Annotated in this window: 19 protein-coding genes and 3 tRNA genes; 5 read left to right on the top strand and 17 right to left on the bottom strand. The window is 65.7% G+C overall.

Going from position 1 to position 24,830, the window contains the following annotated elements; genetic code table 11:
- Positions 1–72: 72 nt before the first annotated feature.
- The 6 genes from HK108_RS07575 to HK108_RS07550 all read right to left on the bottom strand — a co-directional run bounded on the left by HK108_RS07575 (position 73) and on the right by HK108_RS07550 (position 4,566).
- On the bottom strand, positions 73–1,056 hold the full coding sequence (locus HK108_RS07575; RefSeq protein WP_181271030.1) for a patatin-like phospholipase family protein: 984 nt from the start codon (positions 1,054–1,056) through the stop codon (positions 73–75).
- Positions 1,057–1,115: 59 nt separating this feature from the next.
- Positions 1,116–1,985: an SDR family oxidoreductase gene (locus HK108_RS07570; protein WP_139907048.1), complete on the bottom strand. Its 870-nt coding sequence runs from the start codon at positions 1,983–1,985 to the stop codon at positions 1,116–1,118.
- Positions 1,986–2,134: 149 nt separating this feature from the next.
- Positions 2,135–4,084, bottom strand: a complete 1,950-nt coding sequence (acs, locus tag HK108_RS07565) for an acetate--CoA ligase (RefSeq protein ID WP_181271029.1) — start codon at positions 4,082–4,084, stop codon at positions 2,135–2,137.
- A gap of 154 nt (positions 4,085–4,238) precedes the next feature.
- Positions 4,239–4,311 (bottom strand) — tRNA-Phe (locus HK108_RS07560).
- Between the two features lie 71 nt (positions 4,312–4,382).
- Positions 4,383–4,456: transfer RNA gene (locus HK108_RS07555), tRNA-Asp, on the bottom strand.
- Between the two features lie 37 nt (positions 4,457–4,493).
- Positions 4,494–4,566, bottom strand: a tRNA-Glu gene (locus tag HK108_RS07550).
- Positions 4,567–4,734: 168 nt separating this feature from the next.
- Here HK108_RS07550 and HK108_RS07545 point away from each other — a divergent pair.
- Both HK108_RS07545 and ybaK read left to right on the top strand, forming a co-directional pair.
- A complete protein-coding gene (locus HK108_RS07545; protein WP_181271028.1) occupies positions 4,735–5,082 on the top strand; it encodes a metallopeptidase family protein in 348 nt (115 codons plus the stop codon).
- Between the two features lie 207 nt (positions 5,083–5,289).
- Positions 5,290–5,790 carry a Cys-tRNA(Pro) deacylase gene (ybaK, locus tag HK108_RS07540; RefSeq protein WP_101546357.1) on the top strand — a complete coding sequence of 167 codons (501 nt, stop codon included), beginning with the start codon at positions 5,290–5,292 and terminating at the stop codon, positions 5,788–5,790.
- A 35-nt stretch (positions 5,791–5,825) separates the two neighbouring features.
- On the opposite strand, the gene HK108_RS07535 is transcribed toward ybaK, so the two are convergent.
- Positions 5,826–6,437 carry a YigZ family protein gene (locus HK108_RS07535; protein WP_139907055.1) on the bottom strand — a complete coding sequence of 204 codons (612 nt, stop codon included), beginning with the start codon at positions 6,435–6,437 and terminating at the stop codon, positions 5,826–5,828.
- A gap of 88 nt (positions 6,438–6,525) precedes the next feature.
- Between HK108_RS07535 and HK108_RS07530 the strand changes: the two genes are divergently transcribed.
- Positions 6,526–7,890 (top strand): aspartate aminotransferase family protein, encoded by a 1,365-nt coding sequence (locus HK108_RS07530; protein WP_181271027.1) that lies wholly within the window; start codon positions 6,526–6,528, stop codon positions 7,888–7,890.
- A 62-nt stretch (positions 7,891–7,952) separates the two neighbouring features.
- Here the strand turns inward: HK108_RS07530 and HK108_RS07525 are convergent, their stop codons facing one another.
- Positions 7,953–9,584, bottom strand: a complete 1,632-nt coding sequence (locus tag HK108_RS07525) for an amidohydrolase (RefSeq protein WP_181271026.1) — start codon at positions 9,582–9,584, stop codon at positions 7,953–7,955.
- A 64-nt stretch (positions 9,585–9,648) separates the two neighbouring features.
- On the bottom strand, positions 9,649–11,370 hold the full coding sequence (locus HK108_RS07520; RefSeq protein ID WP_181271025.1) for a thiamine pyrophosphate-dependent enzyme: 1,722 nt from the start codon (positions 11,368–11,370) through the stop codon (positions 9,649–9,651).
- 188 nt (positions 11,371–11,558) lie between these two features.
- Here HK108_RS07520 and HK108_RS07515 point away from each other — a divergent pair, with 188 nt between their 5' ends.
- Positions 11,559–14,381, top strand: coding sequence for an aminotransferase class I/II-fold pyridoxal phosphate-dependent enzyme (locus HK108_RS07515; RefSeq protein ID WP_181271024.1), 2,823 nt, complete (start codon positions 11,559–11,561; stop codon positions 14,379–14,381).
- A 12-nt stretch (positions 14,382–14,393) separates the two neighbouring features.
- Positions 14,394–15,410 (top strand): proline racemase family protein, encoded by a 1,017-nt coding sequence (locus HK108_RS07510; RefSeq protein WP_181271023.1) that lies wholly within the window; start codon positions 14,394–14,396, stop codon positions 15,408–15,410.
- A 15-nt stretch (positions 15,411–15,425) separates the two neighbouring features.
- On the opposite strand, the gene HK108_RS07505 is transcribed toward HK108_RS07510, so the two are convergent.
- The 8 genes from HK108_RS07505 to HK108_RS07470 form a co-directional block, all read right to left on the bottom strand.
- Positions 15,426–16,205 carry an amino acid ABC transporter ATP-binding protein gene (locus HK108_RS07505; protein WP_301539230.1) on the bottom strand — a complete coding sequence of 260 codons (780 nt, stop codon included), beginning with the start codon at positions 16,203–16,205 and terminating at the stop codon, positions 15,426–15,428.
- Positions 16,202–16,996, bottom strand: coding sequence for an amino acid ABC transporter permease (locus HK108_RS07500; protein ID WP_139469379.1), 795 nt, complete (start codon positions 16,994–16,996; stop codon positions 16,202–16,204). Before HK108_RS07500 ends, HK108_RS07505 begins: the two co-directional genes overlap by 4 nt.
- Before the next feature lie 228 nt (positions 16,997–17,224).
- Entirely contained in the window at positions 17,225–18,022 is a 798-nt protein-coding gene (locus HK108_RS07495) for a transporter substrate-binding domain-containing protein (protein ID WP_180987813.1), read from the bottom strand.
- A 271-nt stretch (positions 18,023–18,293) separates the two neighbouring features.
- Complete coding sequence (locus HK108_RS07490; RefSeq protein ID WP_139469205.1) at positions 18,294–19,730, bottom strand: MFS transporter; 1,437 nt, start codon at positions 19,728–19,730, stop codon at positions 18,294–18,296.
- A gap of 200 nt (positions 19,731–19,930) precedes the next feature.
- Entirely contained in the window at positions 19,931–20,686 is a 756-nt protein-coding gene (locus tag HK108_RS07485) for a peptidylprolyl isomerase (protein ID WP_181271022.1), read from the bottom strand.
- 100 nt (positions 20,687–20,786) lie between these two features.
- A complete protein-coding gene (locus HK108_RS07480; protein ID WP_181271021.1) occupies positions 20,787–21,998 on the bottom strand; it encodes an MFS transporter in 1,212 nt (403 codons plus the stop codon).
- 108 nt (positions 21,999–22,106) lie between these two features.
- Positions 22,107–23,411: a bifunctional 3-oxoadipate enol-lactonase/4-carboxymuconolactone decarboxylase PcaDC gene (pcaDC, locus tag HK108_RS19225; RefSeq protein ID WP_181271020.1), complete on the bottom strand. Its 1,305-nt coding sequence runs from the start codon at positions 23,409–23,411 to the stop codon at positions 22,107–22,109.
- A gap of 44 nt (positions 23,412–23,455) precedes the next feature.
- Positions 23,456–24,826 (bottom strand): lyase family protein, encoded by a 1,371-nt coding sequence (locus HK108_RS07470; protein WP_181271019.1) that lies wholly within the window; start codon positions 24,824–24,826, stop codon positions 23,456–23,458.
- Positions 24,827–24,830 lie beyond the last annotated feature (4 nt).

The raw sequence follows: 24,830 nt of genomic DNA, 5'->3' as shown, positions 1-24,830 counted from the left end.
CTCCTTCGCTCGCAATCAGGTTCGGGCCCTCATTCTTACACGTCGATCCGTCGCAGGCCATGGGGGACAGAATCATTTCCGGTCAAAGCGGTCCTTCCACTCCTGCCAATCCCAGTGCGCCAGAAACTTCTCTCCGGCCATTCGGCCCGACGAGATGAGATCGAGTTTGTCGGCCGTCGTCAAAGCGAAGTCCGTACTGCTGTGGCCGGTCGTGTCGACGAACACCGTCCTTTCGGTCACCGAAGGGTCGTCGATGTGCCGCCGGTCGTGCGCGTTGATCATCGTTGACAACAGGGACTTCGCGTATTGGAAGGTCGTCGCGTTGGGCCGCCATTCCGCGGCCGCCGTCCGCCGGGCCGAGAGCATGACGCCGAAGGTCGGCCACCGTGCTGGCAGCGCATCCTTGCGGTCGAAGACGTCGACGGGGAAGTTCGAGAGCAGTCCGCCGTCGGCACCGAGCACGGAGTCTCCACCGGCCACATTCGGCCGGGCGGGCAGAGCCCGCGGACGGAAGAAGAACGGGCTGGCCGCCGAGGCGCACACCGCCTCGGCGACGGACTGACTGTCCGCATCGACGCCGAGGGCCTCCTCGTAGTCCCAGGGGAGACGGAGCATGCGGCCGCGGGAGACGTCGGAGACGATGACGACGAGGCGATACGACCGTTTCGGCGGAATTGCGCTATCCGGATCGTTGAGCTTGAGGTCACCCCATGTGCGCACCCCCTGATCGGCCAATGCTGTGGCGAGGAAATCGTGGAGCGCCTGCCCCGCATACATCCCCTTGTGCAGCAGCAGTCCCTGCACCCGCCCCAACCAGGGGACGAGGCGGAAGGCAGCAGAAAGGTCCTCGAACTCGGTGAAATCCTGTTCGAGGACCTTCTGCCGCAGAGTCTGCGGGCCGATGCCCGCCGCGGTGAGCGCACCGACGATGGCCCCGGCCGAGGTGCCGGCGATCCGGTGGAAGTCGAAGCCGCTGTCGGCGAGAGCTTCGACCGCGCCGACCAGGCCCGGCAGCTTTGCACCGCCGCCCTCGAGAACGAGATCGGTCGTCGTCATGGCGGCTCCTTTCCTTCGCACCCCGATTCCATTGTGGACCAGCGCCGAGGATGTGCCGCCTAGTGACGTGCGACGGTGACCGGCACGTCTCCCTCTGGTGACCGGTGCGTCCGGTTCGGACCGGTGCGACCGGTGAAGTGGTCCATCGTCTGGTTGACGCCGAGGAAGTCCATGACCTTGTCGAAAGCGCGGGTCGGCAGGAGGCGGGCACCCGGAACCAGGCGGACGAGTGAGGGCATGACCAGCTGCTCACGACCGGATTCGACGGAGTCGAGGACCCGCGTGGCCACATCGTTCTCTTCGAGGATCGGGAGCAGGCGGGGGAATTTCGTCTGCACTCCCTTGAACATGCCCGTATTGATATAGAAGGGGCACACGGCAAGCGTATTGACCCGGCTGCCGTCGGCGCGCAGCTCTCCGCGCAGTGACTCGGTGAAGCCCACCGCCGCCCATTTGCTCGCCGAGTAGTCGGTCTGTCGAGCGACTCCGGTCAGGCCGGCAGCGCTGGCGATGGTGACCACCGAACCGCGGTCGCGTTCGATCATTCCGGGTAGGAAGGCCTGGGTCGTCCAGTACAGGGCGAAGGTGTTGACGTCGTAGAGGCGACGGATCGCCGCTTCCTCCATGTCGAGAAGCTTCTTGCCGGAGACGATGCCGGCGCAGTTGACGAGGATGTCGATCTGACCGGTCTGCTCGGCCATGGCGGCAACCTGGTCGGCATCACCGACATTGAGGGTGAAGGATCGGGCCCTGGTTCCAGCGGCCTCCACCTCGGCGCGCACCGCGTCCCCGCGTTCGTCCGAGAGGTCCCAGATGATGACCTCGGCTGCGCCGCGGGCCGCCGCGTCCAGAGCCATGAGTCTGCCGATTCCGCTTCCGGCCCCTGTGATGAGGATGCGGTTGCCGGCGATCTTCGTTCCACGCGTCATGTCTGTGCGTCCTTGCAGTTAGGCGTCAGTGCTGTTCCTCGCGAGCAGAAACCGCCCAAGCGGACCTCACGAGATGTTACTCAACAGTACATCAGTGTGCCGTGGGTCACGCAAGGGCGGGTTAGCCAATCGCCCGTCGCCTGGGAAGGTCAGCTCTCCTTCATGCCTTTCTGGATGAGGTCCATCACCGAGGAGTCCGCGAGGGTCGTGACATCGCCGACCTCGCGATTCTCGGCCACGTCCTTGAGCAGCCGTCGCATGATCTTGCCCGACCGGGTCTTCGGCAGATCGGGCACGATCATGATCGAACGGGGAGTCGCGATCGGTCCGATCGAGGACCGCACATGACTTCGCAGCTCACCCACGACATTGTCCCCGCCGTCGTGCGCGCTCTCCCGGAGGATGACGAAGGCCTCGATCGCCTGCCCTGTCATCTCATCAGCGGCCCCGACCACGGCCGCCTCGGCGACTTTCGGATGAGCGACGAGGGCGGACTCGATCTCCGCGGTCGACATCCGGTGACCGGAGACGTTGAGGACGTCGTCGACGCGGCCGAGGACCCAGAAATCACCGTCGCGGTCGATCTTCGCACCGTCCCCGGCGAAGTACACCTCCGGGTACTGCGACCAGTAGGTCTTCTTGAACCGTTCCTCATCGCCCCATAGGGTGCGCAGCATCGACGGCCACGGCTCCTTGATGACGAGGTAGCCGCCGTTTCCGGGTTCGACGGAATTGCCCTCATCGTCGTAGACGTCGGCGACGATGCCGGGCAGCGGACGCATCGCCGAACCCGGCTTCGTCTCGGTCACGCCCGGCAGAGGGCTGATGAGGATGCTGCCGTTCTCCGTCTGCCACCAGGTGTCGACGACAGGGCAGCGGTTCCCGCCGATGTGCTCGCGGTACCACATCCACGCTTCGGGATTGATCGGCTCACCGACGCTGCCGAGCAGACGCAGGCTGGACAGGTCGTACTGCGCGGGGATGTCGCGGCCCCATTTCATGAACGAGCGGATCGCCGTGGGCGCGCAGTAGAGGATGGAGACCTTGTACTTCTGCACGATCTCCCACCACCGGCCCCGGTGCGGTGTGTCCGGGGTGCCCTCATAGAGCACCGAGGTGGCCCCATTGGCCAGCGGACCGTAGACGATGTACGAATGGCCGGTCACCCAGCCGATGTCTGCGGCCGTCCAGTAGACGTCCGTCTCGGGTTTGATGTCGAAGACCGCCCAATGGGTGAAGGAAGCGCCGACGAGGTAGCCGCCGGTGGTGTGCATGATGCCCTTGGGCTTTCCGGTCGTTCCCGAGGAGTACATGATGTAGAGCGGATGTTCGGAATCGAAGGCGTCTGGAGTGTGCGTCTCCGGCTGCCGATCGACGACCTCGTGCCACCACAGATCACGGTCGCCGTTCCAGTCCACGTCCTGGCCGGTACGGCGGACGACGAGGACATTGCGCACCTCGGGGCAGTCCTCCATCGCCTCATCGACGACGGATTTGAGACCCGAGGGCTTGCCCTTGCGATAGCCGCCGTCTGCGGTGATGACGAATTCGACTCCGCAGTCCTTGACGCGGTCGGCGATCGCCGAAGCGGAGAATCCGCCGAAGATGACGGTGTGCGGGGCACCGAGGCGGGCGCAGGCCAGCATGGCGAACACCGTCTCCGGGATCATCGGCATGTAGATGGCGACGCGGTCGCCGGTCTTGACCCCGAGTTCGGCGAGGGCATTCGCGGTCTTTGAGACCTCGCGCAGAAGATCGGAGTACGTGATGGTGCGGGTATCGCCGGATTCGCCTTCGAAGTAGTAGGCCACACGATCGCCGAGGCCGTTCTCGACATGGCGGTCGACGCAGTTGTAGGAGGCGTTGAGCCTGCCGCCGGTGAACCACTTCGCGAAGGGCTTCTCCGACCAGTCGAGGACCGTGTTGAAGGGAGTCTCCCAGCTGATCCGCTGTGCCTGCTCCTCCCAATAGCCGATGCGGTCGGCGGCCGCCTTCTCGTATTCGACAGCCTGGGCATTGGCTGCGGCGGCGAAGTCCGCTGGGGGTGGGAAAGCCCTGTCCTCGTGGCTGAGTTCCTGAATCGTCGGATTGTTCGTCATCGTGCTCTCCTTTCACCCCGCACCACCACGACGTGGGCGGGTCATCGAACTCACCTTCAACCTACTCCAGTTGATTCGGATTTCAAGAGGTGCCCGCAGACGCGAAGAAGCCCCGCTTCCCAGTTTTCACTGGGGAAGCGGGGCTTCCGTGTTGTGGCTCCGACCGGCGTCGATCCGGTGACCTTTCGATTTTCAGTCGAACGCTCTACCAACTGAGCTACAGAGCCGAGCCGCCGACATACTGAAGAAGTATGTCGAGAGAAACAAAGGCTCTTCCGAAGAAGAGCCTTATGCTCCGCGACCCTGACGGGACTCGAACCCGCGACCTCCGCCGTGACAGGGCGGCGCGCTAACCAACTGCGCCACAGGGCCTTGCTGTTGTGATGGAAGACCTTACGATCTTACACCGTACCCCCAACGGGATTCGAACCCGTGTCGCCGCCGTGAAAGGGCGGTGTCCTAGGCCTCTAGACGATGGGGGCCCAGGTTGTCCTCGGATTCCCCGTGGGCAACGACGTTAAGCTTATCCCACCCGATTCGAGGAATGCAAAACGAAAAGGAGTGTCCTCGGTCACACGACGGAAACGGTGTTTGTCGACGTTTCGCAGGGCCGCCTCGGCGAGGGGATCGGAGTCGCTAGAGTGGGAGGCATGGAGGCCCTGAGTGATGAGGAGTTCGACGCGATCCTCGGCGAAGCCCTGGATCTGCTGCCCGCCGGGGTGACCGAACAGCTGGACAATGTCGCCCTGTTCGTCGAGGATCGGCCGGAGAACGGTGATCGACACCTGCTCGGCCTCTATGAGGGCACACCGATCGGGGAGCGGGGAGTCGCCGGGTTCGAGATGCCCGACAATATCTTCATCTATCGTGACAACCTCATCGACTTCGCCGAGGATGTCGATCACCTGCGCGAGGAGATCGTCGTCACCATCGTTCATGAGATCGCCCATTTCTATGGGCTCGATGACGACCGACTCCACGAACTCGGGTGGGGGTGAGCGTCTCCGGCCGAAGGGGTTGACGGGCTTACCGACGAGTCACTTGACGTCACGGGAATTGGCGTCCGCAAGCCTACTTCGCCTATTGTGGGCGGGTACCTATCAGCACCGATACAACATTCCGTCCGTATCGATGCGGGGACACGGAGCCGTGAAAGCTGCGCCTCCTGGCCCCGCTGACCTGCGGGCAGGAGGCACTACCCCCTTATGACAGTTGCATCCAAGACTTCCAGCGCGGCGACCCCGGCCGTGCGAGTACTCAATCTGGCAGGCATCGACTACAGCCTGCGCAGCTTCGACCACGACCCCGCCACCCGCCGTTACGGTTCGGAGGCCGCCGACAAACTCGGCGTCAGCTCCGACCAGGTGTTCAAGACCCTGATGATCCAGGTCGACGGGCAGCCCGTGACCGCGCTCGTCCCCGTCTCTGGTCAGCTCGACCTCAAGGCCCTGGCCTCCGCGCGCGGAGCGAAGAAGGCCCAGCTGTCCGGCGTCGCCGAAACCGAACGTCGTACCGGCTACCCCGTCGGAGGAGTCTCTCCGTTCGGACAGCGCCATGCCGTGCCGGTCGTCGTCGACCGCACAGCTCTCGACCATTCGACAGTGTTCGTCTCGGCGGGCCGTCGCGGTCTCGAGATCGAGATCCGCCCCGAGGATCTCGTCATGCTCACGAACGCCCAGGTCGCGAAGATCGCCGCGCTCGACTGATCAGCTCTCGCTGATCTGAACGCCGATCCCCGGCCTCACACCCATTCGACCTCACCGACCTCGGGCTCTGCCCGACCGGCGGTGAGGTCGGCGTACATCGCCACGGCGTCGGCCACCTCGGCGAGGGGGACCAGGACATCGAGTCCGACCTCACCGCCGTAGTCGGCCCGCGTCGTCCACCCCCGGTTCCCGGCCGCCCGCTCCAGGGCGTTGGCCTGGGCATAGTCGACGTGTGCGGACACAGGGACACGCTCACGACGGGTGACGATCCTCGCCTCATCCACGGCCGCCGAGGTGGCCTGACCGTAAGCGCGCACGAGCCCGCCCGCGCCCAACAGGGTGCCCCCGAAATACCGGGTGACGACGGCGACGACGAAGGTCAGATCATGACCGGTGACGACATCGAGGATCGGAGCGCCCGCAGTGCCGGCCGGTTCCCCGTCATCGCTGAAGCGCTGAGTGCGCGAATCGGTGTCGAGGACGAACGCCGAACAATGGTGGCGGGCCTTCGGATGCTCGGCGCGCGCCTCGGCGATGACGGACCTGGCCTCGGCCTCATCCGCGGCGGGGGAGAGGCGGGCGAGGAAACGGGATCTCTTGATCTCGATCTCGGCCTCGACGGGGCTGACGATGGTCCGGTAAGACATGCTCGTCACTGTAGTCGAATGTGTTCTACGATGAGCCCACGGGCGCGGATTCCGCGCTCATCCCCGGTACTTCAGTGAAAGGGTGACAATGGTGCACCAACCAGGCGAGATCGACCTCGCAGCGCTCAAGGACGAATCCGCCCGAGCCCGTGAACTCGACCGCGCGCACGTCTTCCACTCGTGGTCGGCACAGCGACTCATCGACCCGCCGACCGTCGCCCGCGCCCACGGGTCGACAGTCATCGATGGTGAGGGTCGGGAGTTCCTCGACTTCTCCTCGCAGCTGGTGAACACGAACATCGGCCACCAGCATCCGGCCGTCGTGCAGGCGATCAAGGACCAAGCCGATGTGCTGTGCACCATCAGCCCGGCCACCGTCAACGCCGCCCGCTCCGAAGCAGCTCGCCTCATCACCGACCGCACTCCAGCCGGGCTCGATCACGTGTTCTTCACCAACGGCGGAGCGGACGCGAACGAGCACGCCATCCGCATGGCACGTCTGCACACCGGGCGGCGCAAGGTCCTCTCCCGCTACCGGTCCTACCACGGTGGAACCCAGACTGCCGTCAACGTCACCGGTGACCCGCGCCGGTGGGAGAACGAGACCGGAGAATCGGGCGTCGTCCACTTCTTCGGGCCCTTCCTCTACCGTTCGGAGTTCCACGCCACCACGGAGGCTGAAGAGACCGAACGGGCGCTGCAGCACCTGCGTCGGACCATTGAGCTGGAAGGACCGGCGACGATCGCCGCGATCATCCTCGAATCCATTCCCGGCACAGCCGGCATCATGGTACCCAGTCCGGAGTACATGCAGGGTGTGCGGGCGCTGTGCGACGAGCACGGGATCGTGCTCATCGCCGACGAGGTGATGGCAGGGTTCGGACGGTCGGGCAAGTGGTTCGCCTTCGAGCACTTCGACATCGTCCCCGATCTCATCACCTTCGCCAAGGGCGTGAACTCCGGGTACGTGCCTCTGGGCGGAGTCGTCATCAGCGAGGCGATTTTCGAGACCTTCGCCGAACGCGTCTACCCCGGCGGGCTGACCTACTCCGGGCATCCGCTGGCGTGCGCGGCGGCGGTCGCGACGATCAACGCGATGGCCGAGGAGGGCATGATCGAACACGCCGCTCATATCGGGGAGACGGTCATCGGGCCCCGTCTGCGGCAGATCGCTGAGAATTCGAAGCATGTCGGCGAGGTCCGCGGCACCGGAGCGTTCTGGGCGATCGAACTCGTCCGGGACAAGGAGTCCAAGGAACCGCTGGCCCCTTACGGCGGAGGATCACCTGAGGTCGCCTCGGTGGTGGCGGCGCTGAAGGAGCACGGCGTCATCCCGTTCAACAACTACCACCGGCTGCACGTGGTCCCGCCGATCAATATCAGCGAAGAGGACCTCGAACGCGGCCTCGGAGTCTTCGAGAAGGTCCTCACCGACTTAGACTTCCCCCACTAATTACTACCTGACGGCGGCCCAGCAACCTCGCGCGAGGTTGCTGGGCCGCCGTCAGGTAGTAACTAGGGGGTTTGGTGGGTGTAGTTGCCGCCGAGGATTGTCGCGCGGACCGGGATCTGTGCGATCTCGTCGGGGGCCACGTCCCGCGGGTGGGTTTCCAGGGCGACGAAGTCGGCGAGCTTGCCTCGGCTCAGCGTTCCCTTGTCCGCGCCCTGGCCCGAGGCCTTCGCCGCCTCGACCGTGTAAGCCGCGATCGCCTCATCGACGCTCAAGCATTCGGCCGGCGAACCCATGACGTCCCCGTCGCGGGTCTTCCGGGTGACATAGGCTTCGATCCCGCGCAGCACATTCCCGTCGGCGCACGGCCGGTCCGAGCTGCCGGCCATCGGCACACCCGCATCGACGAACGACTTCGCCCGGTAGATCAGGTGCCGGCGGTCCGGCCCGAGCGAAGCGTTCATCCCGTCCCCGATGCCGTCGGCGAACGCCGCCTGCGGGGTGACGACGATACCGTGTTCGGCCAGCGTCGCCAGGTGCTCGTCATGGACCAATGCGGCATGCTCGATCCGGTTCGGCACCGCCCTGCGGCCATAGCGCGTCTGCGCCTCGACGATGTTGGCGATCGCAGCATCCACGGCGGCATCACCGATGGCATGCACGGCCAGCGACCAGCCGGAGGCATAGGTGTCGAGGATCTGCTGACGAAGCACCTCGGCGTCGTCCTGCAGATAGCCGGGGTGGTCCTTGCCCGCGTAGTTCTCCCGCAGTGCCGCGGTCTCGCCGGACAGGGCCCCGTCCATGAAGAACTTCACAGGCCCGATCGAGATGAGATCATCGCCGAGGCCGGTGCGCAGTCCCGCATCCAGACCGATACCGAACCCGTCGGCGGAGTTCGCCGCGATCGGGTGCAGCCCGTCGGCCTGCGGCATGAGCTGCGCTCGCGCCCGCAGCTTCCCCTCCTCCCGAGCCCGCAGATAGCCGCTGATCTCAATGGGGGAGTGGCCGATCCAGCCGTAGGCGATACCGCATTCGCCGAAGGACGTGATGCCTTCCTTCGCGTAGTACGCCGTCGCCAGATCGAGGGCGTCGACGACGGTGTCGAGCGAATACGGGCGGATGAGATCCTGCACCAGAGTCTGCGCGGTCTCTTCGATCAGCCCCGTCGGATGTCCGGCCGCGTCACGCACGACCTTGCCGCCGACCGGCTCCTCGAAGCCGGGGTCCAGAATCCCCGCCCGACGCATCGCCTCGGTGTTGGCGATCGCGGCATGACCGGACGTCTGCCGCATGAACAGGGGGCGGTCCCCGGTGATCTCGTCAAGACGGTTCAGGTCCGGGTACTGCCCGTCGTAGTCACGGTGGGCATACCCCGTGGCTTCGATCCATTCCCCGGACGGAGTCGTCGCCGCGGCCTTCTCGAGTGCGGCATACACATCGGGCAGACCGCCGGGCAGCGCCGTGACATCGACCGAGGCCAGGGTGAGACCGAACCAGGTCGTGTGGCAGTGGACGTCGTTGAAGCCCGGCAGCACCGTCGCCCCGCCCAGGGACTCGACACGATCGGCATCGATGCCGTCGAGCTCCTCGTCGAAGCCGATGATCCGGTTGCCCCACACCCCGATCCTCTGCGCCCGCGGGCGCGTCGGATCAAGGGTGAATGCGTCGAGGTCGGTGAAGATCGCGTCGATTCTCATACCGCCACCTTAGTCAGGTCCGCACGACTGCCGCCCCACCGTTCACGGCAGGCCGCTGCTGAGTTCACGGCAGGCGCGCCCCGCGAACGGTCGGATCCGTGATGCAGTGGACGAGCGAGAGCCCCTTGTGTGCCAGCGCCCGCTCGAACGCGTCGCGGAAGTCCTCGGTCCGCTTGACGCGGATGCCGAGCCCGCCGAACGCCGTGGCCATGGCTGCGAAGTCCGGATTCTGCAGTGCGGTGGCCGTGGCCCGGCCCGGATATTCGCGGTCCTGATGACCGCGGATCGTGCCGTAGACCGAATTGTCGTTGAGCACGACGGTGATGTCCGCGCCGTACTGGACGGCCGTGGCCATCTCCTGCCCGTTCATGAGGAAGTCCCCGTCACCGGCGATGCAGAACACCGCCCGTTCCGGATGGACGAGCGCGGCGGCGACCGCAGCCGGCAGACCGAATCCCATCGATCCGTTGCGCGGGCCCAGCGCCGAGGGGAACCCGTGCGTGGGCAGGAACCTGGTCGCCCACCCGGAGAAGTTCCCCGCCCCGTAGGTGATGATTGCGTCGTCCGGCAGCAGGTCCTGCACATGGACGAATGCTTCGTCCATGTCGACGAACCCCGCCGAGGCTGCCGACCCCGAACCTGCCACCTGCGGTTTCCGCCACGCCTCGAGTTCGGTCCTGGCCTCGGCGACCCAACCCGGCAGCGGCACGGCGTCCCCCGCCGCTTCGGACAGGGCATCGCCGAGCGGCGGTTCGTCGATCGAGCCGTCGGAGGACACCGAATACGTGCGGGTGCCCTCCTCGGTGAACAGGGATTGGGCGAACCGGCCGACCGAGGTGACGATGTGCTGGTCGAGGCGACCGAAGTGGCCGTGCGCATCGGCGTCGGGGCCGATGACGACGGTGCGCTGGTCGACGCCGTTGCTGAACCCGTCGGTGGCCACATCGGTACGGACACAGCCCAAGAAGATGTGCAGGTCCGCCTCGGCGAGGACCCTCTTCGCGACGGGGGACGCACCGTAGCCCAAGATGCCGAGGAAGTTCGGACTGTCGTGGTCGATGCCGTCATAGGCGCGGAAGGTGCCGAGCACCCCGAGGCCGCGGTCGCGTGACCATTGGGCGATGCGCCGCGAGGTCGACGGCGACCAGTCCTCGCCGCCGATGATGAGCACGGGACGGTCGGCGGCGGTGATGCGGGCACGCAGCTCCGTGACGTCCCCGGCATACGGTGAGGCCGATCCGTGCACGCGTGGGGGCAGCACCGTTCCCGAACTCGGGCGGACGAGGACCTCTTCGGGCAGACCGACGATGACGGGACCGGGCCGCCCGGTCACGGCGGTGTGCATGGCGTCGACGACCACCTCGGCGGCCTTATCGGGATCATCGAGGGTGAGCACCTTCTTCGCGGTCGAAGAGAACCAGCCGTCCAGGTCGAACTCCTGGAAGGATTCGCGGCCGCGATGATCGGTGGGGATGAGGCCGACGAAGACGACGAGCGGGGTCGCATCCTGGTACGCGGTGTGGACGCCGACCTTGACGTTCGCCGCACCGGGACCACGCGTGACCATGGCGATTCCAGGCACTCCGGTCATCCGCCCCTCGGCGACGGCCATGTATGCGGCCCCGCCCTCTTGGCGGCAGACGATCGGGCTGATAGCCGAATCGCGGAGTCCGTCGATGACGTCGAGATACGACTCGCCGGGAACCAGATAAGTGCGAGTGACTCCGTGTGCTTCGAGTTCCTCGACGATGAGATGACCTGCAGAAAGAGACGCGGAGGTGTCCATACCCCATGCTTATCATCATTTCTCCTCCTGTGGTTGTCTCAACTGCCCACCACCCTGCCCATTCGAAACTGTGAGGTCGTATGATCGTGCAACAACGGAATCAGTACGGTCCGCCGACTGAGCCCGTGAGCAGGAATTCCACACCGGACCGGGGTGGGGACTGAGACGGACAGCCAGGAGGCTCTCGCATGACCGGAATCGACTCCGACCAGGCAACGGCGCAGGAGTTTGAGCCCACCGACCTCGGCGGCGGCCGCAGGCACGGTCGCGTCGGGGCCCCCTCGACGCCGCGCCGGGCGCAGCTCGAACGTGATCCGGGAATGCCGGCGAGCACGTGGCGGCTGCGTTCGGATGCGTGGGAGTACCTGAAGTTCGCGATCAAACGCCTGGCTGTCAGCGGCGGGGACTTCTCGATGATCGCCGAAGACGGCGAGGTGTGGCGCTCGCTGCGTTCGCTGAAGACGATCGAGCTCTATTGGGCAGGTTTCGGTCAGCGCTATGTCGAGGAGATCACCGACCTGCTCTCGAACGGCGAATTCGACCGCGCGCACGACATGATCACGCGTGCGGTCAATCGGCTGCGCGGCACCACCGTGCCCGATACCGGTGAAGACGACCTCACCGAGGATGAGCGCGCCGAACTCAAGGACCGCCAGGACACCCGTCCCCGATTCGAGGTCCTCATCGTCGATGAGACCACCGAGGGCGGCCGCGATGAGCTGCACACCGACCTGCTCAAACTCCGCAACGCCTCCGACCAGTTCATCTACGACTACGTGATCGTGCCCACCGCCGACGATGCGGTGGCCGCGGCCCTGACGAACCCGAACCTGCTCGCCTGCGTCATCCGCCCCGGATTCACCGACAACACCCGCGAGGTGCTCAGCCGTGACCTGCGCGACTCCATCGAGTTCGCGCACACCTCGACGAAGGAGTCGCCGACGGCGCCGATGAGCCCGCTCAATTCGGTGCGCCGGGTGCTGCGGCTGGCAGACACCCTGGCGAATCTGCGCCCCGAGCTCGACCTCTACCTCATGGCCGGCGCCCATATCGAAAGCCTCGCAGGTGCTCTGACCCACCGGTTCCGTCGCGTCTTCCGCCGCGAGGACCAGTTCGAACTCCACCTGTCCCTGCTGCGCCGCATCCAGCACCTCTACGACACTCCGTTCTTCGACGCGATCCGTGAGCACGCTCGCCGTCCCGCCGGTGTCTTCCACGCACTGCCCGTCTCCCGCGGCGGCTCCGTCGTCGGGTCGAAGTGGATCGGCGACTTCGTCGACTTCTACGGGCTCAACCTGCTGCTCGCCGAATCCAGCGCCACCTCCGGTGAGCTCGATTCCCTGCTCGCGCCGGTGCACACGCTGAAGAAGGCGCAGTCGCTGGCGGCCCGCGCGTACGGCGCCAAGCGCACGTACTTCGTCACGAACGGCACGTCGACGGCGAACAAGATCGTCCACCAGGCAGTCGTCTCACCCGACGAGGTCGTCATGGTCGACCGCAACTGCCACAAGTCTCACCATCATGCGCTCATGCTCACGGGCGCCCGCACCGCCTACCTCGAGGCGTACCCGCTCAACGACGTCGCCTTCTACGGGGCGGTACCGCTGAACAGGATCAAGCAGCTGCTGCTCGACTACCGGGCCGCCGGCCGCCTCGACGAGGTGCGGATGATCACCCTGACCAACTGCACCTTCGACGGAATCGTCTACGACCCCTACAAGGTCATGTCAGAATGCTTGGCGATCAAGCCCGACCTCGTCTTCCTCTGGGACGAAGCCTGGTTCGCCTTCGCCCGGTTCCACCCGGTCACCCGCAAGCGCACCGCAATGGTCGCCGCGGAGACCCTCGAGGAGAACCTCGCCACCAACGCCCATGCCGCGGCGTACCGGGATCAGCAGAAGCGCCTGTTCGATCCCGAGACCGGTGCCCCCGCCCCCGATTCGGTGTGGCTGGAGGAAGACCTGCTGCCGCCGCCGGACGCCACGATCCGCGTGTACGCGACCCAATCAACGCACAAGACGCTGACCGCGCTGCGCCAGGGGTCGATGATCCACGTCTACGATCAGGAATTCTCCACCGGCGCCGAGGAGGCCTTCCACGAGGCGTATATGACCCACACCTCGACGTCGCCGAACTACCAGATCCTCGCGTCCCTCGACCTCGGTCGCAGGCAGGTGGAGATGGAAGGGTTCGCACTCGTGCAGAAGCAGCTCGACCTGGCGATGAGCCTGTCCTCGGCGATCGCGCGTCACCCGCTGCTGAAGAAGACGTTCAAGGTGCTCACCGCCGCCGATCTCATCCCCGAGGAGTACCGGGTCACCGAACGGACGATGCCGCTGCGCGATGGGCTGTCGACGATGTGGGATGCCTGGGTCCGCGACGAATTCGTCGTCGATCCCAGCCGCATCACCGTCGAGATTTCGGGCACGGGAGTCGACGGGGACACGTTCAAGCACGAACACCTCATGGACCGCTACGGCATCCAGGTGAATAAGACGAGCCGGAATACGGTGCTGTTCATGACGAACATCGGCACCTCACGCTCGGCCGTCGCCTACCTCATCGAGGTGCTGGTCAAACTGGCCGGGAAGTTCAACGACCCGCACGAACTCCAGGAACAGGATGCGCTGACCGAACCCGCCGCGGTGATGCCCCCGCTGCCGGACTTCTCGGCCTTCGCCCCCGACTACGCGGCCGAGGTGCCCGCCGACGACCCGTCGAAGCAGCTGCCCGACGGCGACCTGCGCACCGCCTACTATGCGGGTCTGCGTCGCCAGAACATCGAACACGTGCTGCCGCATGAGCTGCGACGCCGCGTCGAGAACGGGGAACAGCCGGTCTCGGCCGGATTCGTCACTCCGTATCCGCCCGGATTCCCGGTGCTCGTGCCCGGACAGGTCATCACCGCCGAGGTGCTCGACTTCATGTCCGCGCTCGACACCCGTGAGATCCACGGCTATGACACCCGTCAGGGCTACCGCGTCATCCTCAAAGAGGTCCTGGAGAGCTGAGCGAGATCGGCCGTGCAGACCATCCGTCTCATCCAGACCGTCGAAGCCCACACCGAGGGGCTGCCTGTCCGCGTCGTCACCGGGGGAGTGGGACCATTCCCCGGTGAGTCCATGGCCGAACGCCGGGAGTGGTTCATCGAGAACTCCGACGATCTGCGGACCTTTCTCATGTGTGAACCCCGCGGCCACGGGTGGCTCTCGGGAGCGATCCTGCAGCCGCCGACTCGTGCCGACGCGGACTGGGGAGTGCTCTTCATCGAGGTCACCGGCGTGCTCCCGATGTGCGGCGCCGGCACGATCGCAGTGGCGACCATCCTCGTCGAGACGGGCATGGTGCCCGTCGTCGAACCCGTCACGACCGTGCGTCTCGACGCCCCGATCGGGCTCATCACCGCCGAGGCGGTCGTCCGGGAAGGTCGCGCCGAGTCGGTGACCATCGTCAACGTTCCCTCGTATGCGCATGTCCTCGACCAGACCGTCGAGGTGCCCGGGCGAGGGACGATCGCCTGCGACATCGGCTTCGGCGGGAACTTCTACGCCTTCGTCTCCGCCGCCGACGTCGACATCCCGTTCGAGCGCGACCGGGCTGAGGACTTCATCTCCGCTGGTCGCGAGATCATGGCTGCGGTCAACGAACAGCTCGACCCCGTGCATCCGGTGACCGGATTCCGCGGCTGCGAGCACGTCGTGTTCCTGACGCCGCCGACGGGGCCCGGGCCCGACGGCGAAATCCCGGATGCCCGCCATGTGCTCATCAATTATCCCGGCTGGCTCGATCGGTCGCCCGGCGGCACAGGCACGAGCGCGCTCATGGCCGTCCGGCATGCCCGTGGGCAGTTGGGCCTGAACACGGATTTCGTCAATCAGTGCTTCATCGGCACCTCGTTCACCGGACGGCTGATCGAGGAGACGAGAGTCGGCGAACATGTGGCTGTGGTGCCGACGATCACCGGCAGCGCCTGGCTGACCGCGACCTCGCAGTTCATGCTCGACCCCAGCGACCCATTCCCCGCCGGCTTCACGCTCTGAGCCTGCGGCCCGCGCCTAGCCCAGCTGGCCGGGGTGGAGGACGCGGGAGAGGAAGTCCTTCGTCCGCTGCTCCTGCGGATTGCCGATGACGTCCTTGGCCGGTCCAGCCTCCACGACGACTCCGCCGTCCATGAAGACCACGCGGTCAGCGACCTGCCGGGCGAACTCCATCTCGTGGGTGACGACGACCATCGTCATTCCCGCCTCGGCGAGGTTGCGCATGACCTGGAGGACGTCACCGACGGTCTCCGGGTCCAGCGCCGAAGTCGGCTCGTCGAAGAGCATGACGTCGGGGTCCATGCTCAGTGCACGGGCGATCGCCACACGCTGCTGCTGACCGCCGGAGAGCGAACCGGGCTTGGCCTCCATCTTCTCGGACAGCCCGACCTTCGCGAGGTTCGCCTCGGCGACCTTGTTGGCCTCGGCCTTCGATCGCCTGAGGACCTTCGTCTGCGCGATCGTGAGGTTCTCGCGCACGGTGAGGTGGGCGAAGAGGTTGAAGGACTGGAAGACCATGCCGATGCGGGTGCGGGCGGCATCGATGTCGAGATCGAGGTCGGTCATGTCCATGCCGTCGACGACGATCGAGCCGCCGGTTGGAGTCTCGAGCGTGTTGATGCATCGGAGCATCGTCGACTTGCCTGAGCCCGAGGGGCCGATGACGCAGACGACCTCACCTTTGACGACGTCGAGGTTGATGTCGGTGAGGACCTGGTTCGTGCCGAAGCTCTTCTGGAGGTTGCGGATCGCGATGATCGGCGTCTTTGTCGACGCGTGCGAGGTGGTGGTCATCATTTCACTCCTGAATCGGCGGAACCGTATTTGCGCTCGAGCACCCGCGACAGATACGACAGCGGGATCGTGATGATGAGGTAGCACAGCGCGATGACGATGAACGGGGTGAGGTTCGCGGTGTTGACGATCTCGGCGCGGCCGAGTGCCGCGAGCTCACGGCCGTCGACCGAGGAGCCGAGGATGTAGGCCAGGGACGAGTCCTTCGCGAGCAGGATGAGCTCGTTCGTCAGCGGCGGGAGGATGATGCGCATCGCCTGCGGCAGGACGATCGTGAACATCGCACGTGACGAGGACATGCCGAGTGACCGGGCGGCTTCGATCTGACCTTTCGGCACCGCCTGGATGCCGGCGCGGATCGTCTCGGCCATATACGCCGAGGAGACGAGGCCGAGGGCGATCATGATGATGATGAGCTGCGGCAGATTGAAACCGGGAAAGGCCACAGGCATGCCGAATCCCAAAACGAGGAAGACGACGAGGGCCGGCAGTCCGCGGAAGAACTCGATGTAGATCGTCGCCAGCCAGCGATAGACACCAACGGAGGACAGGCGCATGAGCGCGACGAACAACGCGATGACAAGGCCGAGGGCGAAGCCGAGGAACGTGTAGACCACGGTGTTCTTCAAGGCCATCGTGATGACGTCAGGGAACATGCCCGTGGCGATGTCGATGCGGCCGAAGGAATCGATGAGCGTCGGCCAGTCGGCGAAGACCGCGACGAGGACCGCGATGACGACGAGGATGGCGTATTGGATGCCACGGGAGAGCTTCGCCTTCTGGCGTTTGCTCATCTTGGCCTTCGGAGTGGCGGTGGCGGCCGGGACGGCAGGGCCGGTCTGGCGGCCGTCCTCGCTCGCTGTGGGAACTGACATGGTTGTCCTTCGAAAAGCTGTGGCGGGGGTGTCCGCCGGGGTGCGTGCCGTGAGTGTCGGTTGGGACTCAGGCAGGTTGGTAGAACTCAGCCGAACGGGCGGCCCGCTGCAATGACAGATCGCAGCCGGCCGCCCATTCGCAAGTGGTCACTTCGGTGCGTCGCCGAACCACTTCTTGTAGATCTTGTCGTACTCGCCGTTGCCCTTGATCTCTTTGATCGTGTCGTCCACGGCCTTCTTCATCTCGGTGTTGCCCTTCTTCATCGAGATGCCGTAGTGCTCGTCGGTCTTGATGTCGAAGCCGACCGCGAAGCCCTTGTTCTCGGTGTTGTAGTTGTAGAGCACCCCGTTGTCATTGATCACGGCGTCGACCTGACCGGTCTTGAGCGCTTCAAGTGAGAGCGGCAGATCCTCATAGGTGATGACCTCGGAGTCCTTGAAGTGCTCGGTCGCGTAGTCGAGGCCCGTGGTTCCGGCCTGAGCTGCGATCTTGAAGCCCTTGAGCGCCTTTTCGTCCTTCGCGGTCTTGTCGGCCTTTGTCAGGATCGCCTGGTTTGCATCGAAGTACGGTTCGGAGAAGTCCGTGGCCTCTTCGCGTTCAGGAGTGATCGTCGTTGCCGCTGCCGCGACATCGCACTTGCTTTGGTTGAACTCCGCGCCCGAAGTGATCGTCTCGAACGAGGTGTTGATGATCTCCTGCTCGACGCCGAGCTTCTTCGCCACGGCATCGACGATGTCGACGTCGAAGCCGACGACCTCGCCGTCCTTCTCGAACTGGAACGGCTGGTAGGACAGATGGGTGCAGGTGGTCAGTTTGCCTTCCTTGACCAGGGGGACTCCGCCTTCGGCGGTCGCTGCAGGTTCGGAATCGCCTCCGCCGCCGCAGGCGGACAGGGCGAGCATGGCGCCGGCTGCCACAATGGCCAGGCTCGAGCGTCGTTTCATGGTTCCTCCAGGGGATCGGTGACGGTCTCGTCACGCAAACGGATTGCCCGGACATCCGTGTCTGGGCAATGTCTGAGAGGAATCCTACCGTGAACTGGGTCACACCTATGACGCTTTGATGATCGCCGAGGCGGTTGTGACGAAATCGTAGTCTTGCCGCCTTCGCGGTTGGCTGACCTGCGATGCCGGTGAGTTGTGGTCACAGAGCCGAGGCCCGACCGCCGAAAACGGCGATCGGGCCTCGGATGAGTGACCAGGTTCGGACGGAGGCTCAGCTCAGCTGATCCTCCATATCGAGGTCAGAGGTGTCCTTGGCCAGCCACAGGGCGATGATCGTGACGATGGCTGCGGCGATGATGTAGAGACCGCAGTAGAAGATCGACCCTCCTTCGTGCTGCCACAGAGCGACCATGGCGAATGGTGCGGGACCGGCCCCGATGACGCTGGACATGTTGTAGGAGATCGCCGAACCGGTGTAGCGGACATTGGCGGGGAAGAGCTCGGGCAGGTATGCGGCCATCGGACCGAAGGTCAGCCCCATGAGGATGAAGCCGACGATGAGGCCGATGATGACTCCCGGGGTGCCGGCGTTGAACAGGGCGTTGACGACGAGTCCGTAGGCGGCGATGAGCACGGTCACACCCAGCAGCATCTTCCGGCGTCCCAGCTTCTCTGCCAGGGGGCCGGAGACGACGGTGAAGATGCCGAAGAAGACGACTCCGATGATGAGGTAGGTGAGGAATTCGTTCTTCGTGTACCCCAGCCCCGCGACGAAGCCTGCGGGATCGAAGGACTTCCCTGCCGCCTCAGCGGCGGTTTGGGCCTGCTCCGGGGTGGCCGGGGACGTGCCGTAGGTGAGGGTGAACGCGGTCATGAAGTAGAAGATCACGTAGGTCGCGAGCATGATGAACGTGCCCAGGATGAGCGGCTTCCAGCTCGTGGCGAAGACCCGCCCGAGCGGGGCTTTCGAGATCTGCTGCTTCTGGGCGACGAGCTGGAACGCCGGGGTCTCCATGAGCGACATGCGGACATAGAGGCCGACGGCGACGAGCAGGGCCGAGAGCAGGAACGGAATGCGCCAGCCCCAGGCGAGGAACGCCTCGGGGGAGGTCCAGGTGCCGAGGGCGACGAAGAGCAGGTTCGCGATGATGAAGCCGACTGGCGCGCCGAGCTGTGGGAAAGTGCCCCAGATGGCGCGTTTGCCCTTCGGGGCATTCTCGGTGGCCAGCAGTGCCGCGCCCGACCATTCGCCGCCGAGGCCGACGCCCTGGCAGAAGCGCAGAAGAACGAGGAACAGCGGGGCGAGGACGACCCAGCCCGGCGTGCTGGCTGTCGGCAGCAGGCCGATGAGGAAGGTGCCGATGCCCATGATGAGCAGAGAGGCGATGAGCGTCTTCTTCCGGCCGATGCGGTCACCGAAGTGGCCGAAGATGATCGAGCCGAGGGGGCGGGCGACGAAGGCGACGCCGAAGATCGCGAACGAGCTCAGCAGCTGAGTCGTCGACGTCTGGTTGGGGAAGAAGAGGGCCGGGAAGACCAGCGAGGAGGCCGTGGCGTAGGCGTAGAAATCGAAGAATTCGATCGTGGTGCCGACCATCGAGGCGGTCAGGACCTTGCCGCGGGTGTTGTTCTTCCGAGTCGCTGCGATTGCGTCGTCGTCGACTCCGGGTGCCGAAGAGGGATTCTCCGGCTGTGTTTCGGTGGACATGGTGGTGGTGCTCCGCTGTTTCGTGAGTGCAGGCACGGGCGGGTGGTCCGTGCCAATGGAAAAGGCCGTCGGCGCTGTGTCTGGCACAGCGTCGACGGCGACGAATCGAGATTACGCTCGTCTCACAAAACGTGATTTCCGAGTCTCACCGAATGAGATTACTAGGTGGTCGAAGTGTTCTGGACAACTCGGACGGGCGGTCAGTCCGCGGTGGTGACCTCGGTGATCGTCACCTTCTCCTTGGGTGCGCCGTCGCCGGCGCCGGAGTCTGTGCCCTTGGCAGCGAGATCCGCGACGGTCTTCGTGCTCTTCTCATCCAACTGTCCGAACACGGTGTAGTCGGGCGGCAGCGAGCTGTCGTCGTAGACGACGAAGAACTGGGAGCCGTTCGTATCCGGGCCGGAGTTCGCCATGGCCAGAGTGCCGGCCGGGTAGGTCTCGGAGCCGTCGAGCTCATCGGCGAACGAGTAGCCTGGGCCGCCCGACCCGGTGCCCGTGGGATCGCCGCACTGGAGGACGAAGATGCCCTCGGTGGTCAGGCGGTGGCATTCGGTGTCGTCGAAGTACTTCTGCGCGGCCAGCGACAGGAAGCTGTTGACGGTGCACGGGGCGCGGTCGGCATCAAGAGTCACCGCGAGGTCCCCGGCGCTCGTCGCCACGGTGGTGTCGACGCTGCCTTTTGCCTGCGGCTTCTCTTCAGGAGCGTCGACTTCCTTCGCGCCCGGCTGCGAGTCAGCAGGGTAGGAGCAGGTTCCCGCAGCGGCCGAGGAGTCCGAGCTTCCGGAGGACTCGCCGGAGTCCCCTTCGGAATCAGATGATCCGCATCCGCTCAGCAGCAGAAGGGCGAGGACGGCGAAAGCAGCGAGGGTCAGCAGAAGGGCCGATTTCGGGCGACGGTTCGATTCATCAGAGTGGCGGGTCAGGGCATGAGAGCGACTGGGCGCAGGGTGATCCATGCGTTCATCGTATCGGCACTTTCACCGAGAAACGGGCTGAGCGTCGAGACACGGGCGTGCACACCCGTTTCTCGACACGCAGCCCGTTTCTCGGCGGAACTCAGGTCTCGACGGAGGTGCGGGTGCTCGGGTCGGGGGAGCCGCCTCGGCGAAGGAAGATCGCAACGGAGATGACGATGAGCCCGGACACGCACAGGCCCACGCCCACCCACGCCGGTGCACGGTAGCCGAGGCCGGCGGTGATGACGATTCCGCCGAGCCACGCGCCGAGCGCATTGGCGAGGTTGAAGGCGGCATGGTTCATGGCCGCTGACAGGCTCGGGGCGTCATGGGATTCGCGGAACAGACGCATCTGCAGGGCCGTGGTGATCATCGAGCCGGAGATGCCGATGAGGAAGAGGGCGATGATGGCGATGGCCGCAATGTGGGTGAAGGCGCCGAAGGCGGCGAGCACGAGAGCCGAGAGGACCATGCCGCCGGTCGCCGAGCGCTCGATGGACTTGTCGACCAGGGGTCCGGCGATCAGCGATCCGGCGGTCATGCCCAGGCCGTAGACGGCGAGCACCCACGGGATCGCGACGCTGGGGACACCGGCAACGTCGGTCATCGTCGGGGTGATGTAGGTGTAGACAGCGAACATTCCGCCGAAGCCCACGGAACCGGCGACGAGGGTGAGGATGATCTGAACCCGGCCGAGTGCCTTGATCTCACCACGGGCCGAGGGCACCGCGCCGAGCTTCACGCGCGGAACGCCGACGGCGACCATGATGACGGTGAGCACGCCGAGCGCGGCGACGAGGGCGTAGGCGCTGCGCCATCCGAACATATTGCCGAGTGCCGCAGCGAAGGGAACGCCGAAGATGTTCGCGATCGTCAGGCCGAGCATCACTCGTGACATGGCTCGGCCTCGGCGGTTGGCCGGGACGAGGGAGGCGGCGACGACGGCTCCGATGCCCAGGTAGGCTCCGTGCGGCAGACCGGAGACGAAGCGCGCGATGTTGAACAGCCCGGCCGTCGGGGCGAGCATCGAGGCGAGATTGCCCAGAGCGAAGAGACCCATCATGCACAGGAGCAGCAGCTTGCGATCCATATGCGCGGCGATGGTCGTGATCAGTGGTGCGCCGACGACGACGCCGATCGCATAGAACGACACCGCATGCCCGGCCTGGGGGACCGTGATGCCCAGCTCCTCGGCGATCATCGGCAACAGGCCCATAGTCGCGAATTCGGTCACCCCGATGGCGAAGGCGCCGATCGCCAAGGCGAAGACAGCGAACTTGTAGACTCCGCGGGAGACCGGGGCATCACTCATGGGACTCCTTCAAGGAAACGCGGGATCGGGGAGGCAACCGCACCAGCCTATTGCCCGCAGCGGTTCCTCGGAACCCCTCGAGCGCCCAATGTGACGATTCGAACAGCCTCAGTCGGCGTTCGCTTCCTCAGCGTCGTATTCGGCCAGAGCCTGCGAGGCGACGGAGAAGGCGGTGTTGGCGCTCGGCACGGAGCAGTAGATGGCCGACTGGAGGAGGACCTCCTTGATCTCATCGCGGGTGAGCCCGTTGCGCAGCGCAGCCTTGACGTGCATCGCCAGTTCGGCCTCGTGGCCACCTGCGATCATTGCCGTGAGCGTGATCGCCGAGCGCATCCGCCGCTCGAGTCCCGGACGGGTCCAGATCTCTCCCCAAGCGTAGCGGGTGATGAGGTCCTGGAAGTCGCTCGTGAAGTCGTCGACCTTCGCATTTGCGCGGTCGACATGGGCGTCGGAGAGCACCTGCCGCCGCACGGTCATTCCGGCCTCGCGCACGTCGTCGCGGCTGGCCTCCCGCGGCCCCGAGGCTGTCGGCAGCTCGGGACCGGCTTCCGGGGAAGCGGTTCCGCCGGCCCCTGCGCCGGGTCCCTTGCCCTGCAGGAAGTCAGCGAGCAGACTCGCGGTCACGACCGGAGCCTCGGCTGGCACGAGATGAGCGGCGCCGTCGATGACCTCGAGCAGCGCCCCGGGAACTCCGTTTGCGATCTCGGCGAGCTTCGTCGCCGGAGTCGGCTGATCCTGTGAACCCGCGACTGCGAGCAGGGGACGCGTGATTTCGGGCAGTCGCGCGCGGACATCGAAGTCAGCCAGTGCATAGCAGAGGGAAGCATAGGAGAAGCGGTCGGCGTCCTGCAGCGAATGAAGAAGCGCGGCCGAGGCCTCCGGTTCCCGGTCCATGAACCCTTCCCCGAACCAGCGCTGTGCCGAACCGATGACCTGAGTCGGGGTGCCCGAGGTCGCCACCGTCTGGGCGCGTTCCTCCCAGGCCGAGGCCTCACCGATCTTCGCGCCCGTGCAGAACACGGCGATGCGGCCGAAGCGGTCGCCGTGATCGAGCGCCAGCTGCAGGGCCGTTGCTCCGCCGATCGAATCGCCGGCGAGGTCGACGGGAGCGCCGGGGGCGGCCACATCGGGAAGGACCCGATCGAGGGTGCCCAGGACCGCCTCGGCGAGGTCGGACATCGTCACCCGCGGAGTCATGGACGTCCCCGCGGGGACGTCGACCGGTGCCGAACGGCCGTGACCGGGCAGGTCGATGCCGATGACCGTCGTCTCCGGACTGAGTGCGGTCAGTTCGGTGGCGGCCTGCTGCCACAGAGCTGCTACGGAGGTGCCCAGCGAAGGCAGGACGACGAGCACTCGGGCATCGGTGGCGGGGGAGGCGGGTGCGGCAAGGACAGATGCGGTGAGGTCCATGGGTGTCACTTTCTTCGGTCGGCTCTTAAGTCGGAATACGGGTCTCAGTCGAAGGGTGGCAGGTCGATCTCCTGCGGTCCGGAGCTGTCGATGGTCGCCAGGATGGTGCGGCGAATGTCCTCGGCTTCACCGAGGTAGGACTCGGGGGTGAAGAATTCCTCGATTCCATCCTCGTCGCCGATCTCGGCGCGAAGTTCTGCGACAGGGTCGGATCCGGGGGCGATGATGGCTGCGCGGGTGTCTTTGTCGATCCGGTCGCCGAAGACGATGCCGAGCTTCTCCCCATAGATCCCGGGGGAGGCAGCGTCGAGGTTCGCGCGCATGGCTTCGGCGTTGACGCGCAGGCCCGCGATCATCTCGTCGAGGATGATGAGCGAGGAGATCGCCAGGGTCATGAGCTCGGACAGGGCCGGCCATTCGGCATGCCAGGCACCGTCGGAGCGTTCTTCGATGGCTTCGGCGGCGGCCGTGGTCAGGGTGGACAGCGATCCGGGGACGCGCATTCCGTTGCGGTGGAGCAGCACCGCCGAGGTGGGGTTCGACTTGTGCGGCATCGTCGAGGATCCGCCGGTGGAGGCCAGGGACAGCTCACCGATCTCGGGGCGCACGCCGATGAGGACATCGCGGGCGATGGAGGCCCCGACGGTGACGCATTGGGCGAGGTGGGAGCCCCAAGACAGGATGCGAACGCGATCGGTGTGCCAAGGGACGGGGATCTGGGTGAGTGCCGCGTCGGGACCGACCATCTGCACGTGGAATTCGCGGAGCAGGGAATCGGTAGAATCGCCGGCGAACCAGCGGATCGCGGCGCGGGTGCCGGCGGCCCCGCCGACCTGCACATAGTCGACGTAGGGTGCCTGGCCTTGGACTTCATTGACCTCGGCGGCCCAGGCGGCGGCCTTGAGGCCGAAGGTCGTCGGCAGGGCCGGTTGGGTGAGGGTGCGGGCCAGGCACAAGGTCTTCGCGTGGGCGTCGGAGAGTTCGACGAGGGAGGCACCGATGACTTCGAGCCTGGCCTGCATCTGCCGCACGACGCGGGAGACGAGCAGGCCGATCGCCGTGTCGATGACGTCTTGGCTGGTCAGCCCCCGGTGCAGGCATCGTGAGGCTTCGGGGGAGAGCCGGGAGCGGACGCGGGCGAGAAACGGGATGAGCGGGTTGCCGCCGGATTCGGCGGCCTCACCCAGGGATTCGAGTTCGGTGTGATCGTCCGTGAGCGTGCGGATCGTGGCATCGATGGCGGCGGCCACCTCGGCGCGGATCTCCGACGACACCAGCCCCACCCGTCCCTGTGCGACGATCCATGCGGTCTCGACTTGGCCGATCGCGGTGATGAACGCGGCGTCGTCGATGGCTTCGGATCCGCGCAGATCGCCGGGGGCGAAGAGAAACCGGGTGTGGGCGGTGTCGGTCATGTCG

Source organism: Brevibacterium sediminis, from assembly GCF_013623905.1.
In the GTDB taxonomy this organism is placed as follows: Bacteria; Actinomycetota; Actinomycetes; order Actinomycetales; family Brevibacteriaceae; genus Brevibacterium; species Brevibacterium sediminis.
This window is presented reverse-complemented; position numbering and strand designations above follow the sequence as displayed.

What these genes read in the sequence shown, in the direction of transcription:
- HK108_RS07575 (WP_181271030.1), bottom strand. Translation starts at nt 1,056, where the DNA reads ATGACGACGACCGATCTCGTTCTCGAGGGCGGCGGTGCAAAGCTGCCG.
- HK108_RS07570 (WP_139907048.1), bottom strand. Translation starts at nt 1,985, where the DNA reads ATGACGCGTGGAACGAAGATCGCCGGCAACCGCATCCTCATCACAGGG.
- acs (WP_181271029.1), bottom strand. Translation starts at nt 4,084, where the DNA reads ATGACGAACAATCCGACGATTCAGGAACTCAGCCACGAGGACAGGGCT.
- HK108_RS07545 (WP_181271028.1), top strand. Translation starts at nt 4,735, where the DNA reads ATGGAGGCCCTGAGTGATGAGGAGTTCGACGCGATCCTCGGCGAAGCC.
- ybaK (WP_101546357.1), top strand. Translation starts at nt 5,290, where the DNA reads ATGACAGTTGCATCCAAGACTTCCAGCGCGGCGACCCCGGCCGTGCGA.
- HK108_RS07535 (WP_139907055.1), bottom strand. Translation starts at nt 6,437, where the DNA reads ATGTCTTACCGGACCATCGTCAGCCCCGTCGAGGCCGAGATCGAGATC.
- HK108_RS07530 (WP_181271027.1), top strand. Translation starts at nt 6,526, where the DNA reads ATGGTGCACCAACCAGGCGAGATCGACCTCGCAGCGCTCAAGGACGAA.
- HK108_RS07525 (WP_181271026.1), bottom strand. Translation starts at nt 9,584, where the DNA reads ATGAGAATCGACGCGATCTTCACCGACCTCGACGCATTCACCCTTGAT.
- HK108_RS07520 (WP_181271025.1), bottom strand. Translation starts at nt 11,370, where the DNA reads ATGGACACCTCCGCGTCTCTTTCTGCAGGTCATCTCATCGTCGAGGAA.
- HK108_RS07515 (WP_181271024.1), top strand. Translation starts at nt 11,559, where the DNA reads ATGACCGGAATCGACTCCGACCAGGCAACGGCGCAGGAGTTTGAGCCC.
- HK108_RS07505 (WP_301539230.1), bottom strand. Translation starts at nt 16,205, where the DNA reads ATGATGACCACCACCTCGCACGCGTCGACAAAGACGCCGATCATCGCG.
- HK108_RS07500 (WP_139469379.1), bottom strand. Translation starts at nt 16,996, where the DNA reads ATGAGCAAACGCCAGAAGGCGAAGCTCTCCCGTGGCATCCAATACGCC.
- HK108_RS07495 (WP_180987813.1), bottom strand. Translation starts at nt 18,022, where the DNA reads ATGAAACGACGCTCGAGCCTGGCCATTGTGGCAGCCGGCGCCATGCTC.
- HK108_RS07490 (WP_139469205.1), bottom strand. Translation starts at nt 19,730, where the DNA reads ATGTCCACCGAAACACAGCCGGAGAATCCCTCTTCGGCACCCGGAGTC.
- HK108_RS07485 (WP_181271022.1), bottom strand. Translation starts at nt 20,686, where the DNA reads ATGGATCACCCTGCGCCCAGTCGCTCTCATGCCCTGACCCGCCACTCT.
- HK108_RS07480 (WP_181271021.1), bottom strand. Translation starts at nt 21,998, where the DNA reads ATGAGTGATGCCCCGGTCTCCCGCGGAGTCTACAAGTTCGCTGTCTTC.
- pcaDC (WP_181271020.1), bottom strand. Translation starts at nt 23,411, where the DNA reads ATGGACCTCACCGCATCTGTCCTTGCCGCACCCGCCTCCCCCGCCACC.
- HK108_RS07470 (WP_181271019.1), bottom strand. Translation starts at nt 24,826, where the DNA reads ATGACCGACACCGCCCACACCCGGTTTCTCTTCGCCCCCGGCGATCTG.